Genomic DNA, 13,901 nt, shown 5'->3' with positions numbered 1-13,901 from the left:
GATTATTAGCCTGGAATAGAGAGTAGAGGGAACTCCCGATCGGGAGTGACGTAATTTGAGGAATAATGATGAAAAAAATTGCCATCACCTGTGCATTACTCTCAAGCTTAGTAGCAAGCAGCGTTTGGGCTGATGCCGCAAGCGATCTGAAAAGCCGCCTGGATAAAGTCAGCAGCTTCCACGCCAGCTTCACACAAAAAGTGACTGACGGTAGCGGCGCGGCGGTGCAGGAAGGTCAGGGCGATCTGTGGGTGAAACGTCCAAACTTATTCAACTGGCATATGACACAACCTGATGAAAGCATTCTGGTTTCTGACGGTAAAACACTGTGGTTCTATAACCCGTTCGTTGAGCAAGCTACGGCAACCTGGCTGAAAGATGCCACCGGTAATACGCCGTTTATGCTGATTGCCCGCAACCAGTCCAGCGACTGGCAGCAGTACAATATCAAACAGAATGGCGATGACTTTGTCCTGACGCCGAAAGCCAGCAATGGCAATCTGAAGCAGTTCACCATTAACGTGGGACGTGATGGCACAATCCATCAGTTTACCGCGGTGGAGCAGGACGATCAGCGCAGCAGTTATCAACTGAAATCCCAGCAAAATGGGGCTGTGGATGCAGCGAAATTTACCTTCACCCCGCCGCAAGGCGTCACGGTAGATGATCAACGTAAGTAGAGGCACCTGAGTGAGCAATCTGTCGCTCGATTTTTCGGATAATACTTTTCAACCTCTGGCCGCGCGTATGCGGCCAGAAAATTTAGCACAGTATATCGGCCAGCAACATTTGCTGGCTGCGGGGAAGCCGTTGCCGCGCGCTATCGAAGCCGGGCATTTACATTCTATGATCCTCTGGGGGCCGCCGGGTACCGGCAAAACAACCCTCGCTGAAGTGATTGCCCGCTATGCGAACGCTGATGTGGAACGTATTTCTGCCGTCACCTCTGGCGTGAAAGAGATTCGCGAGGCGATCGAGCGCGCCCGGCAAAACCGCAATGCAGGTCGCCGCACTATTCTTTTTGTTGACGAAGTGCACCGATTCAACAAAAGCCAGCAGGATGCATTTCTGCCACATATTGAAGACGGCACCATCACTTTTATTGGCGCAACCACTGAAAACCCGTCGTTTGAGCTTAATTCGGCACTGCTTTCCCGTGCCCGTGTTTATCTGTTGAAATCCCTGAGTACAGAGGATATTGAGCAAGTACTAACTCAGGCGATGGAAGACAAAACCCGTGGCTATGGTGGTCAGGATATTGTTCTGCCAGATGAAACACGACGTGCCATTGCAGAACTGGTGAATGGCGACGCGCGGCGGGCGTTAAATACGCTGGAAATGATGGCGGATATGGCCGAAGTCGATGATCGCGGTAAGCGGGTCCTGAAGCCTGAATTACTGACCGAAATCGCCGGTGAACGTAGCGCCCGCTTTGATAACAAAGGCGATCGCTTTTACGATCTCATTTCCGCACTGCATAAGTCGGTACGTGGTAGCGCACCCGATGCGGCGCTGTACTGGTATGCGCGAATTATTACCGCTGGTGGCGATCCGTTATATGTCGCGCGTCGCTGTTTGGCGATAGCGTCTGAAGATGTGGGTAACGCTGATCCACGAGCGATGCAGGTGGCAATTGCGGCCTGGGATTGCTTTACTCGCGTTGGCCCGGCGGAAGGTGAACGCGCCATTGCTCAGGCGATTGTTTACCTGGCCTGCGCGCCAAAAAGCAATGCTGTCTACACTGCGTTTAAAGCCGCGCTGGCCGATGCTCGCGAACGCCCGGATTATGACGTACCGGTTCATTTGCGTAATGCGCCGACGAAATTAATGAAGGAAATGGGCTATGGGCAGGAATATCGTTACGCTCATGATGAAGCAAACGCTTATGCTGCCGGTGAGGTTTACTTCCCGCCGGAAATAGCACAAACACGCTATTATTTCCCGACAAACAGGGGCCTTGAAGGCAAGATTGGCGAAAAGCTCGCCTGGCTGGCTGAACAGGATCAAAATAGCCCCATAAAACGCTACCGTTAATGTTATCGTTGCGGTAATGTTGTTACTGTATCCCTGTGGTCGCAGGCTGTGGCCACATCTCCCATTTAATTCGATAAGCACAGGATAAGCATGCTCGATCCCAATCTGCTGCGTAATGAGCCAGACGCAGTCGCTGAAAAACTGGCACGCCGGGGCTTTAAGCTGGATGTAGATAAGCTGGGCGCTCTTGAAGAGCGTCGTAAAGTATTGCAGGTCAAAACGGAAAACCTGCAAGCGGAGCGTAACTCCCGATCGAAATCCATTGGCCAGGCGAAAGCGCGCGGGGAAGATATCGAGCCTTTACGTCTGGAAGTGAACAAACTGGGCGAAGAGCTGGATGCAGCAAAAGCCGAGCTGGATGCTTTACAGGCTGAAATTCGCGATATCGCGCTAACCATCCCTAACTTGCCTGCAGATGAAGTGCCGGTAGGTAAAGACGAAAATGACAACGTTGAAGTCAGCCGCTGGGGCACCCCGCGTGAGTTTGACTTTGAAGTTCGTGACCACGTGACGCTGGGTGAAATGCACTCTGGCCTCGACTTTGCAGCCGCAGTTAAGCTGACAGGTTCGCGCTTTGTGGTGATGAAAGGGCAGATTGCTCGCATGCACCGCGCACTGTCGCAGTTTATGCTGGATCTGCATACCGAACAGCATGGCTACAGTGAGAACTATGTTCCGTACCTGGTTAACCAGGACACGCTGTACGGTACGGGTCAGCTGCCGAAATTTGCTGGCGATCTGTTCCATACTCGTCCGCTGGAAGAAGAAGCAGACACCAGTAACTATGCGCTGATCCCAACGGCAGAAGTTCCGCTGACCAACCTGGTACGCGGTGAAATCATTGATGAAGATGATCTGCCAATTAAGATGACCGCCCACACCCCATGCTTCCGTTCTGAAGCCGGTTCATATGGTCGTGACACCCGTGGTCTGATCCGTATGCACCAGTTCGACAAAGTTGAAATGGTGCAGATCGTGCGCCCGGAAGACTCAATGGCGGCGCTGGAAGAGATGACTGGTCATGCAGAAAAAGTCCTGCAACTGCTGGGCCTACCGTACCGTAAAATCATCCTTTGTACCGGCGACATGGGCTTTGGCGCTTGCAAAACTTACGACCTGGAAGTATGGATCCCGGCACAGAACACCTACCGCGAGATCTCTTCCTGCTCCAACGTTTGGGATTTCCAGGCGCGTCGTATGCAGGCTCGTTGCCGCAGCAAGTCGGACAAGAAAACCCGTCTGGTTCATACCCTGAACGGTTCTGGTCTGGCTGTTGGTCGTACGCTGGTTGCAGTAATGGAAAACTATCAGCAGGCTGATGGTCGTATTGAAGTACCAGAAGTTCTGCGTCCGTATATGAACGGACTGGAATATATTGGCTAATACCCAATTTTTCTGAATCTAAAAAGCGCCTGCGGGCGCTTTTTTTGTCTCCCTTTGATACCGAACAATAATTACTCCTCACTTACACGTAATACTACTTTCGAGTGAAAATCTACCTATCTCTTTGATTTTCAAATTATTCGATGTATACAAGCCTATATAGCGAGCTGCTATAGAAATAATTACACAATACGGTTTGTTACTGGAATCAATCGTGAGCAAGCTTGAGTGAGCCATTATGAAAACGAAAATCCCTGATGCGGTATTGGCTGCTGAGGTGAGTCGCCGTGGTTTGGTAAAAACGACAGCGATCGGCGGCCTGGCAATGGCCAGCAGCGCATTAACATTACCTTTTAGTCGGATTGCGCACGCTGTCGATAGCGCCATTCCAACAAAATCAGACGAAAAGGTTATCTGGAGCGCCTGTACAGTTAACTGTGGTAGTCGCTGCCCGCTACGTATGCACGTCGTGGACGGTGAAATCAAATATGTCGAAACGGACAATACCGGCGATGACAATTACGACGGCCTGCACCAGGTTCGCGCCTGTCTGCGTGGACGTTCCATGCGTCGCCGTGTCTATAATCCGGACCGCCTGAAATATCCGATGAAACGAGTCGGGGCGCGCGGTGAAGGCAAATTTGAGCGCATTAGTTGGGAAGAAGCCTACGACATCATCGCGACCAATATGCAGCGCCTGATCAAAGAGTACGGCAACGAATCCATCTATCTGAACTATGGCACCGGTACGCTGGGCGGCACCATGACCCGCTCCTGGCCCCCGGGAAATACCCTGGTCGCGCGCCTGATGAACTGCTGCGGCGGTTATCTGAACCATTACGGTGACTACTCTTCCGCGCAAATTGCGGAAGGTTTGAACTATACCTACGGCGGCTGGGCAGATGGTAACAGCCCGTCGGATATCGAAAACAGTAAACTGGTAGTGCTGTTTGGTAATAACCCTGGCGAAACGCGAATGAGTGGCGGTGGGGTGACTTACTATCTTGAACAGGCACGCCAGAAATCTAATGCCCGCATGATCATCATCGATCCGCGCTATACCGACACCGGTGCCGGGCGCGAAGATGAGTGGATCCCTATTCGTCCGGGAACAGATGCCGCACTGGTTAACGGTCTGGCGTACGTCATGATCACTGAAAACCTGGTGGATCAGGCATTCCTCGATAAATATTGCGTTGGCTACGATGAGAAAACCCTGCCAGCCAGTGCGCCGAAAAATGGCCACTATAAAGCTTATATTCTGGGTGAAGGGCCAGATGGCGTGGCTAAAACACCGGAATGGGCCTCACAAATCACCGGTGTTCCGGCAGACAAAATCATCAAACTGGCTCGTGAAATCGGCAGTACCAAACCGGCGTTTATCAGCCAGGGATGGGGCCCGCAGCGTCACGCTAACGGTGAAATCGCAACCCGTGCTATCTCGATGCTGGCGATTCTGACCGGTAACGTTGGTATTAACGGAGGCAACAGCGGCGCGCGTGAAGGTTCATACAGCTTACCGTTTGTCCGTATGCCGACCTTGGAAAACCCGATCCAGACCAGCATTTCGATGTTTATGTGGACCGATGCCATTGAACGTGGCCCGGAAATGACAGCGCTGCGTGATGGTGTACGCGGGAAAGATAAGCTGGATGTGCCGATCAAAATGATCTGGAACTATGCCGGTAACTGCCTGATTAACCAGCATTCTGAAATCAACCGTACCCATGAAATCCTTCAGGATGATAAGAAGTGCGAGCTGATTGTGGTTATCGACTGCCACATGACCTCATCGGCGAAATATGCTGACATCCTGCTGCCTGACTGCACCGCTTCCGAACAGATGGACTTTGCACTGGATGCATCCTGCGGGAATATGTCTTACGTGATTTTCAACGATCAGGTGATTAAACCGCGCTTTGAATGTAAGACCATCTATGAAATGACCAGCGAACTGGCAAAACGTCTTGGCGTTGAGCAACAGTTTACTGAAGGCCGTACACAGGAAGAGTGGATGCGGCATCTGTATGCCCAGTCGCGGGAAGCGATTCCTGAACTGCCAACGTTTGAAGAGTTCCGCAAGCAGGGGATCTTTAAAAAGCGCGACCCACAAGGGCACCACGTTGCTTATAAAGCTTTCCGTGAAGATCCTCAGGCAAATCCACTGACCACGCCATCGGGCAAAATTGAGATTTATTCGCAGGCGCTGGCTGACATTGCCGCTACCTGGGAATTGCCAGAAGGCGATGTAATCGATCCACTGCCGATCTACACGCCGGGCTTTGAAAGTTATCAGGATCCGTTGAACAAACAGTATCCGCTGCAGCTTACGGGTTTCCACTATAAATCTCGCGTTCACTCAACTTACGGCAACGTTGATGTGCTGAAAGCAGCTTGCCGTCAGGAAATGTGGATCAACCCGCTTGATGCGCAAAAACGCGGTATCAACAACGGCGATAAAGTCAGGATCTTTAACGATCGTGGTGAGGTTCATATTGAGGCGAAAGTGACGCCACGAATGATGCCGGGTGTGGTCGCACTGGGTGAAGGTGCCTGGTATGACCCGGATACAAAACGTGTCGATAAGGGCGGTTGTATCAACGTACTGACCACTCAACGTCCGTCTCCTCTCGCTAAGGGGAATCCGTCACATACAAACCTTGTTCAGGTTGAAAAGGTGTAAGGAGTAACCGATGACAACCCAGTATGGATTTTTTATTGATTCCAGCCGTTGCACCGGTTGCAAAACCTGCGAGCTGGCCTGTAAAGACTACAAAGATTTGACGCCAGAAGTCAGCTTCCGCCGCATTTATGAATATGCTGGCGGCGACTGGCAGGAAGATAACGGTGTCTGGCACCAGAACGTGTTTGCCTACTATCTGTCGATTTCATGTAACCACTGCGAAGATCCGGCTTGTACTAAAGTCTGCCCGAGCGGTGCGATGCATAAACGTGAAGATGGTTTTGTTGTGGTCGATGAAGATGTGTGCATTGGCTGCCGCTACTGCCATATGGCTTGCCCGTATGGCGCACCGCAATATAACGAAACGAAAGGCCATATGACCAAATGCGATGGTTGTTATGACCGTGTTGCGGAGGGTAAAAAGCCGATCTGTGTTGAATCTTGTCCGCTGCGGGCGCTGGATTTCGGCCCTATCGACGAGCTGCGTAAAAAACATGGCGATCTGGCGGCCGTTGCGCCGTTGCCGCGAGCTCACTTTACCAAACCGAATATTGTGATCAAACCCAATGCCAATAGCCGCCCGACCGGGGATACCACTGGCTATCTGGCAAACCCGAAGGAGGTGTGAGATGGGAAGTGGATGGCATGAATGGCCGCTGATGATCTTCACGGTCTTCGGGCAATGTGTAGCAGGTGGTTTTATCGTTCTGGCTTTGGCGCTGCTCAAAGGCGACCTGCGAGCAGAAGCCCAGCAGCGTGTTATCGCCTGCATGTTTGGTTTATGGGTGCTGATGGGCATTGGCTTTATCGCCTCTATGCTCCATCTTGGTTCACCAATGCGCGCTTTTAACTCGCTCAACCGGGTAGGGGCTTCAGCACTCAGTAACGAAATCGCCAGCGGTTCGATCTTTTTTGCCGTAGGCGGCATCGGCTGGTTGCTGGCAATGCTGAAAAAGCTGTCACCGGCATTGCGTACGCTGTGGCTGATAGTGACGATGGTTCTTGGCGTCATCTTTGTCTGGATGATGGTGCGTGTGTATAACAGCATTGATACCGTTCCGACCTGGTACAGCATCTGGACGCCGATGGGCTTCTTCCTGACGATGTTTATGGGCGGCCCGTTACTGGGTTACCTGTTGTTGAGTCTGGCTGGCGTCGATGGCTGGGCGATGCGTCTGCTGCCAGCAATTTCTGTACTGGCACTGGTAGTGAGTGGCGTGGTGTCAGTGATGCAGGGCGCAGAGCTGGCGACTATTCATAGTTCTGTGCAGCAGGCCGCAGCGCTGGTGCCGGACTATGGTGCGCTGATGTCCTGGCGGATCGTGCTTTTGGCCGTTGCCCTGTGCTTGTGGATTGCACCACAGCTAAAAGGTTATCAGCCTGCGGTTCCGCTACTATCCGTCTCATTCATTCTGCTTCTGGCAGGGGAATTAATCGGTCGCGGCGTATTCTATGGTTTGCATATGACCGTGGGGATGGCCGTCGCAAGCTAATCAGTAACAACCGGGGTTTCGGCCCCGGTTCTCTTTTATTTCTTCTTCGTTAACGTGTCATAACTGGTCATCAAATTACGATAATCAGGAATATGGTTAGAGAACAACGTCGCCAGTCCTTCAATATCATTACGCCAGTCACGGTGCAGCTCGCACGCCACGCCGAACCATGTCATCAATTGCGCACCTGCTTGCGACATGCGATCCCATGCCGAATGCCGGGTAATTTCATTAAAGGTCCCTGACGCGTCAGTCACGACAAAGACGTCAAACCCTTCTTCAATGGCTGAAAGCGCCGGGAATGCCACGCAAACTTCGGTTACCACACCGGCAATAATTAACTGTTTTTTACCTGTCGCTTTGACTGCTTTTACAAAATCTTCGTTATCCCAGGCGTTAATATTTCCCGGGCGAGCAATGTAAGGTGCATCGGGGAATTGTGCTTTCAGTTCTGGAACTAATGGACCGTTAGGACCGGTTTCAAAACTGGTGGTAAGAATAGTTGGTAAGTTGAAATACTTAGCCAGGTCACCCAGCGCCAGCACGTTATTTTTAAACTTATCGGGTTCGATATCCCGTACAAGGGAAAGTAAACCAGCCTGGTGATCAACAAGCAAAACGGCAGCATCATTTTTATCAAGACGAACATACGGTTTGGTCATCCTCTTCTCCTTTCGAGAGTCAGTGGTACGTCTGAAATCGGTCAGACGCGATGCATTGCTCTGAAAGCATAGACGGGAAATATGAGTTTGCTGTGACCATGAAATTTTTCGACTGAACGAAGCGTATGAAATTTGTGTTAGATCAATAAAAACAATCAGATGAGATTAATCGTCTCTTCAGCATTAGCGTTATGAATGAGTAATATAAATCGATAATACCGCCGCTGCGATATGCGCGTATTTTCACCCATTGACAATGTTTTTGGCGGTGGCATGATGCGCATGAAATTTGAACTTCCTCACGGTTTTAATTCATGTCCACGTATACCCGGCCTGTCATGCTTTTGCTGTCTGGCCTGCTTTTGTTGACTCTGGCGATCGCGGTGTTAAATACACTCGTGCCGCTTTGGCTCGCCCAGGAACACATGTCCACATGGCAGGTAGGCGTTGTCAGCTCATCCTATTTTACCGGCAACCTTGTCGGTACATTGCTGACAGGGTATGTCATTAAGCGCATTGGCTTTAACCGCAGCTATTATCTGGCCTCCTTCATTTTTGCCGCTGGCTGTGCCGGCCTTGGCCTGATGATTGGATTCTGGAGCTGGTTGGCTTGGCGTTTTGTCGCGGGCGTCGGCTGTGCCATGATTTGGGTGGTTGTTGAGAGCGCGCTGATGTGCAGTGGGACGTCACGTAACCGTGGGCGTTTGCTTGCTGCGTATATGATGGTTTATTACGTGGGAACGTTTTTAGGCCAGTTACTGGTCAGCAAAGTTTCAACCGAGCTGATGTCCGTATTGCCGTGGGTTACAGGTTTGACGTTGGCAGGGATCTTACCGCTGTTGTTTACGCGTGTGCTGAATCAGCAGGCTGAAAACCATGATTCGACGTCAATTACGTCAATGCTAAAACTCCGTCAGGCGCGGCTTGGCGTGAATGGCTGCATTATCTCAGGAATCGTTCTGGGATCTCTATATGGCCTGATGCCGCTGTACCTCAATCACAAAGGGGTGAGCAATGCCAGCATTGGTTTCTGGATGGCGGTACTGGTCAGTGCGGGTATCCTTGGACAATGGCCGATTGGACGTCTGGCGGATAAGTTTGGTCGACTGCTGGTGTTGCGTGTTCAGGTCTTTGTCGTCATTCTCGGCAGTATCGCGATGCTTAGCCAGGCGGCGATGGCCCCAGCGTTATTCATCCTCGGTGCCGCTGGCTTTACGCTATATCCGGTGGCGATGGCATGGGCTTGCGAGAAAGTTGAACATCATCAACTGGTGGCGATGAACCAGGCCTTACTGTTGAGTTATACTGTGGGAAGTCTGCTTGGCCCGTCATTTACCGCTATGCTAATGCAGAATTTCTCCGATAATTTATTGTTTATCATGATCGCCAGCGTATCGTTTATCTATTTGCTGATGCTGCTGCGCAACGCCGGTCATACGCCGAAACCCGTTGCTCACGTGTAAATGAATTCAAGCAGAGTGTGAACTTACTGTTTCACACTCTGCTTTTTTGTTTCTTCTATCTGACTTGCTTTATTCCAAATTTTATTCGTTTAAAAATAAAATGTGCAGCAGGTTATAATTTTGCATTTCGCTATTTCCGCACTTCTTATTTGCCGCGCATAATCCCTCGTTTTACAGATGCCCCTTTAATTTTGGCGAAGGATTTGTCTATGGCTGGGAATGTTCAGGAAAAACAGTTGCGATGGTACAACATTGCGCTGATGTCTTTTATCACTGTCTGGGGTTTTGGCAACGTTGTTAATAACTATGCCAACCAGGGGCTGGTGGTTGTTTTTTCATGGGTGTTTATCTTTGCACTCTATTTCACACCTTATGCGCTAATTGTTGGTCAGTTAGGCTCGACCTTCAAAGATGGGAAGGGCGGGGTCAGTACCTGGATTAAACACACGATGGGACCCGGACTGGCTTATCTCGCCGCGTGGACCTACTGGGTGGTGCATATTCCCTATCTGGCACAAAAACCCCAGGCAATTCTGATTGCGCTCGGTTGGGCGATGAAAGGCGACGGTTCGCTAATCAAAGAATATTCAGTCGTAGCGTTACAGGGGTTAACGCTGGTGCTGTTTATCTTCTTTATGTGGGTTGCTTCACGCGGTATGAAATCGCTGAAAATCGTCGGTTCTGTGGCAGGGATTGCGATGTTTGTTATGTCGCTCCTGTATGTGGCGATGGCGGTAACCGCGCCTGCGATTACTGAAGTGCATATTGCGACCACAAACATTACCTGGGAAACGTTCATTCCTCATATCGACTTTACCTACATTACCACTATTTCAATGCTGGTTTTCGCGGTTGGCGGAGCAGAGAAGATTTCTCCTTACGTTAATCAAACGCGCAACCCAGGAAAAGAATTTCCAAAAGGGATGCTATGCCTGGCGGTGATGGTTGCGGTTTGTGCCATTCTGGGCTCACTGGCGATGGGGATGATGTTTGACTCGCGTAATATCCCGGATGACTTAATGACTAACGGTCAATATTACGCCTTTCAGAAGCTGGGCGAGTATTACAACATGGGTAATACTTTAATGGTGATTTACGCCATTGCGAATACCCTGGGACAAGTAGCTGCGCTGGTATTCTCGATTGATGCCCCGCTTAAAGTGCTATTAGGTGATGCTGACAGCAAATATATTCCAGCCAGTTTATGTCGTACCAACGCTTCTGGTACGCCCGTTAATGGCTATTTTCTGACCCTGGTGCTGGTGGCAATTCTGATTATGCTGCCGACTCTCGGCATCGGTGATATGAACAATCTCTATAAATGGCTGTTGAATCTTAACTCGGTAGTGATGCCGCTGCGTTATTTATGGGTATTTGTTGCATTTATTGCAGTCGTTCGCCTGGCGCAGAAATATAAACCAGAATATGTCTTTATTCGTAATAAGCCTCTGGCAATGACCGTCGGGATTTGGTGTTTTGCCTTTACCGCCTTTGCCTGCTTGACGGGGATCTTCCCGAAAATGGAAGCCTTCACTGCAGAGTGGACCTTCCAGTTGGCGCTGAATGTTGCAACGCCGTTTGTGCTGGTAGGATTAGGACTGATATTCCCGCTGCTGGCGCGTAAAGCGAATAGTAAATAATTATTGTGGTCGGTGACGCTGACTCTGGCAGATCTGACCCGTTTTTACATAATCGAGAAATGCGCGCAAGCCGCAGGACATATACTGGCGGTTTGGATAATAGATCTGGAAGCCTGAACGCTCTGTGCTCCAGTCTTCCAGTACACATTCTAAACGACCAGTATCAAGGTACTCCTTGATCTGTTCATAGAGCAGATACCCGATACCAGCACCCATCAAAACGGCCTCCAGTTCAGCATCAACATCATCCAGAATGATATTTCCTGCGACAGCAATTTCCAGCTCCTTTGCAAATTGCCAGTGGAAAGGTTTGCCGCTGGGATAACGAAAAACAACACATTGATGATTAAGCAGATCATGAGGATGGCGGGGTTTGCCATATCTTGCAAAGTACTCTGGCGTTGCTGCTACACATAATTTCACTGGTGGGCCGATCGCCACGCTGATCATATCTTTTTCGACGATGCCACTAAGTCGAACGCCAGCGTCAAAGCCCTGTTGGACGATATCGACAAGAGAATCGTCAGTTGTGAGCTCGACTTTAATATCAGGATATTCACGTGTGAAACCAACCAGTAAAGGCATTAAAAATATACGTGCAGCTACCCGGGCGGCATTGATTTTGAGCGTTCCTGTCGGTGTCAGACGAAAATCATTCATCTCATCTAACATGATCTGAATTTCGTCGAAAGCTGGGCGCAATCGTTCATAGAGATTAGAACCCGCTTCCGTTAACGATACGCTTCGGGTTGTCCGATTGAATAAGCGAATTTTAAGACGTTGTTCCAGTGTTTTAATACTATGGCTAATGGCGGACGAGGATAAGCCTAATTCATCGCCCGCTGCACGAAAGCTTTGATTACGGGCCACGGCAAAGAAAGTGGCAAAGTCAGACATATTCATCCGCATTAGTGAAAATCCTTCATTAACTCATCCTGAATCATCACGTTTACAGGATTATGCCGCCTGCGTAAAGTGCGCTCCAGAACTTAACGTGGAGGTAAAATTATGCAGTCTGAACGTATTTATTTGGTATGGGCCCATCCTCGTCATGATTCATTGACCGCACATATTGCTGATGCGATCCATCAGCGGGCAATGGAGCGGAAAATACAGGTGACGGAACTCGATTTATATCGGCGTAATTTCAACCCGGTGATGACGTCGGAAGATGAACCAGACTGGAAGAATATGGATAAACGTTATTCTCCAGAGGTTCATCAGCTTTATTCAGAGCTGCTTGAGCATGACACGTTAGTGGTGGTTTTTCCTCTCTGGTGGTACAGCTTCCCGGCAATGCTAAAAGGATATATTGACAGAGTATGGAATAATGGGCTGGCTTATGGAGATGGGCACAAATTACCATTCAATAAAGTTCGTTGGGTGGCGCTGGTTGGAGGAGACAAAGAATCATTTGTCCAGATGGGCTGGGAAAAAAATATAAGCGATTATTTAAAAAATATGTGCAGTTATCTTGGTATTGAAGATGCCGATGTCACTTTCTTGTGTAATACAGTGGTATTCGATGGGGAAGAACTTCACGCGAGCTATTATCAGTCGTTATTATCTCAGGTACGGGATATGGTAGATGCACTATAAGATGTGTTAAAAACGCTGTAGCAGAATGAAGCGCGGAATAAAAAAGCGGCAACTCAATAAAGTTGCCGCTTTACGGGGAAATTAGAACATTACCTTATGACCGTACTGCTCAAGAATGCCTTTCACGCGTTCCATGGTCTCTTTCTTAGGTGGTTTAACACCGTCGAGTTTGTACTCTTCACCCATTGCCACCCATTTGTGTTTGCCCAGCTCGTGGTAGGGGAGGAGTTCGATTTTCTCAACGTTGCCCATATCACGGGTAAATTCACCGAGGCGATGCGCTGAATCGTCATCGTCAGACCAGCCTGGGACAACAACGTAGCGGATCCACACCTTCACATTTTTGTTCGCCAGATATTTGGCGAACTCCAGCGTGCGGTGGTTGGAAACTCCAACCAGATTTTGGTGGATCTCGTCGTTCATCTGTTTGAGATCGAGCATTACCAGGTCGGTTACTTCCAGCAGTTCATCAATCACCGGATCGTAACGACGAACAAAACCGTTGGTGTCCAGACAGGTATGAATGCCTTCTTTTTTGCAGGCGCGGAACCAGTCACGAACAAACTCAGCTTGTAGGATTGCCTCACCGCCGGATGCGGTAACGCCGCCGCCGGAAGCGTTCATAAAGTGGCGATAGGTCACCACCTCTTTCATTAAATCTTCAACGGTAACTTCTTTACCGCCATGCGTATCCCAGGTGTCGCGGTTATGACAATACAGGCAGCGCATCAGGCAGCCCTGGAAAAAGGTGATAAAGCGAATACCTGGGCCGTCTACGGTTCCACAGGATTCAAAGGAGTGAATGCGACCAATAACTGACATTGCGGTGTTTCTCCAGATGTGGCCCATCTGAGGCCGTGTTGGTGCGCAGCTCGAAGGCTACGTCGAGTCTGTTTTGGCAGTCACCTTAAAGTATAGATAGCTGACAAAAAAGGCTCTCGTGC

At 49.8% G+C, this 13,901-nt stretch carries 12 protein-coding genes; 9 read left to right on the top strand and 3 right to left on the bottom strand.

All coding sequences use genetic code 11. The features are described 5' to 3' along the window. Positions 1 to 68: 68 nt before the first annotated feature. The 6 genes from lolA (at position 69) to dmsC (ending at position 7,593) form a co-directional block, all read left to right on the top strand. On the top strand, positions 69 to 680 hold the full coding sequence (lolA, locus tag HGD79_RS06960) for an outer membrane lipoprotein chaperone LolA (protein WP_001307085.1): 612 nt from the start codon (positions 69 to 71) through the stop codon (positions 678 to 680). A gap of 10 nt (positions 681 to 690) precedes the next feature. After that, entirely contained in the window at positions 691 to 2,034 is a 1,344-nt protein-coding gene (rarA, locus tag HGD79_RS06955) for a replication-associated recombination protein RarA (RefSeq protein ID WP_000067748.1), read from the top strand. 90 nt (positions 2,035 to 2,124) lie between these two features. Further along, positions 2,125 to 3,417 (top strand): serine--tRNA ligase, encoded by a 1,293-nt coding sequence (gene serS, locus HGD79_RS06950; RefSeq protein WP_000886683.1) that lies wholly within the window; start codon positions 2,125 to 2,127, stop codon positions 3,415 to 3,417. Positions 3,418 to 3,655: 238 nt separating this feature from the next. Then, the gene (gene dmsA, locus HGD79_RS06945; protein ID WP_000850306.1) at positions 3,656 to 6,100 is read left to right on the top strand and encodes a dimethylsulfoxide reductase subunit A; all 2,445 of its coding nucleotides are present in this window, start codon (positions 3,656 to 3,658) and stop codon (positions 6,098 to 6,100) included. Between the two features lie 10 nt (positions 6,101 to 6,110). Next, positions 6,111 to 6,728, top strand: a complete 618-nt coding sequence (dmsB, locus tag HGD79_RS06940; RefSeq protein WP_000213098.1) for a dimethylsulfoxide reductase iron-sulfur subunit DmsB — start codon at positions 6,111 to 6,113, stop codon at positions 6,726 to 6,728. Between the two features lies 1 nt (position 6,729). Next, positions 6,730 to 7,593, top strand: a complete 864-nt coding sequence (gene dmsC / locus HGD79_RS06935) for a dimethyl sulfoxide reductase anchor subunit DmsC (RefSeq protein WP_000534637.1) — start codon at positions 6,730 to 6,732, stop codon at positions 7,591 to 7,593. A 35-nt stretch (positions 7,594 to 7,628) separates the two neighbouring features. Here the strand turns inward: dmsC and ycaC are convergent, their stop codons facing one another. Then, positions 7,629 to 8,255: an isochorismate family cysteine hydrolase YcaC gene (gene ycaC / locus HGD79_RS06930; protein ID WP_168848342.1), complete on the bottom strand. Its 627-nt coding sequence runs from the start codon at positions 8,253 to 8,255 to the stop codon at positions 7,629 to 7,631. A 314-nt stretch (positions 8,256 to 8,569) separates the two neighbouring features. On the opposite strand from ycaC, the gene HGD79_RS06925 reads away from it, so the two are divergent. Together HGD79_RS06925 and HGD79_RS06920 are read left to right on the top strand one after the other, a co-directional pair. Next, positions 8,570 to 9,718, top strand: coding sequence for an MFS transporter (locus tag HGD79_RS06925; protein ID WP_000109295.1), 1,149 nt, complete (start codon positions 8,570 to 8,572; stop codon positions 9,716 to 9,718). Positions 9,719 to 9,927: 209 nt separating this feature from the next. Then, the gene (locus HGD79_RS06920) at positions 9,928 to 11,358 is read left to right on the top strand and encodes an amino acid permease (protein ID WP_000918506.1); all 1,431 of its coding nucleotides are present in this window, start codon (positions 9,928 to 9,930) and stop codon (positions 11,356 to 11,358) included. On the opposite strand, the gene HGD79_RS06915 is transcribed toward HGD79_RS06920, so the two are convergent. Beyond that, on the bottom strand, positions 11,359 to 12,267 hold the full coding sequence (locus HGD79_RS06915; protein ID WP_001242676.1) for a LysR family transcriptional regulator: 909 nt from the start codon (positions 12,265 to 12,267) through the stop codon (positions 11,359 to 11,361). 99 nt (positions 12,268 to 12,366) lie between these two features. Between HGD79_RS06915 and HGD79_RS06910 the strand changes: the two genes are divergently transcribed. Beyond that, positions 12,367 to 12,957 (top strand): NAD(P)H oxidoreductase, encoded by a 591-nt coding sequence (locus HGD79_RS06910; protein WP_001190375.1) that lies wholly within the window; start codon positions 12,367 to 12,369, stop codon positions 12,955 to 12,957. Between the two features lie 81 nt (positions 12,958 to 13,038). Here the strand turns inward: HGD79_RS06910 and pflA are convergent, their stop codons facing one another. Beyond that, entirely contained in the window at positions 13,039 to 13,779 is a 741-nt protein-coding gene (gene pflA, locus HGD79_RS06905; RefSeq protein ID WP_000111043.1) for a pyruvate formate lyase 1-activating protein, read from the bottom strand. Positions 13,780 to 13,901 lie beyond the last annotated feature (122 nt).

The organism is Escherichia sp. SCLE84, assembly GCF_012584495.1.
Taxonomy (GTDB): Bacteria; Pseudomonadota; Gammaproteobacteria; order Enterobacterales; family Enterobacteriaceae; genus ECMA0423.
The sequence above is the reverse complement of the archived record's forward strand: the minus strand, read 5'-3'. Positions and strand labels throughout refer to the sequence as shown.

Coding starts and splice junctions, on each gene's coding strand:
- lolA (WP_001307085.1), top strand. CDS start 69: ATGAAAAAAATTGCCATCACCTGTGCATTACTCTCAAGCTTAGTAGCA.
- dmsB (WP_000213098.1), top strand. CDS start 6,111: ATGACAACCCAGTATGGATTTTTTATTGATTCCAGCCGTTGCACCGGT.
- HGD79_RS06925 (WP_000109295.1), top strand. CDS start 8,570: ATGTCCACGTATACCCGGCCTGTCATGCTTTTGCTGTCTGGCCTGCTT.
- HGD79_RS06910 (WP_001190375.1), top strand. CDS start 12,367: ATGCAGTCTGAACGTATTTATTTGGTATGGGCCCATCCTCGTCATGAT.
- ycaC (WP_168848342.1), bottom strand. CDS start 8,255: ATGACCAAACCGTATGTTCGTCTTGATAAAAATGATGCTGCCGTTTTG.
- HGD79_RS06915 (WP_001242676.1), bottom strand. CDS start 12,267: ATGCGGATGAATATGTCTGACTTTGCCACTTTCTTTGCCGTGGCCCGT.
- HGD79_RS06920 (WP_000918506.1), top strand. CDS start 9,928: ATGGCTGGGAATGTTCAGGAAAAACAGTTGCGATGGTACAACATTGCG.
- dmsA (WP_000850306.1), top strand. CDS start 3,656: ATGAAAACGAAAATCCCTGATGCGGTATTGGCTGCTGAGGTGAGTCGC.
- dmsC (WP_000534637.1), top strand. CDS start 6,730: ATGGGAAGTGGATGGCATGAATGGCCGCTGATGATCTTCACGGTCTTC.
- pflA (WP_000111043.1), bottom strand. CDS start 13,779: ATGTCAGTTATTGGTCGCATTCACTCCTTTGAATCCTGTGGAACCGTA.
- serS (WP_000886683.1), top strand. CDS start 2,125: ATGCTCGATCCCAATCTGCTGCGTAATGAGCCAGACGCAGTCGCTGAA.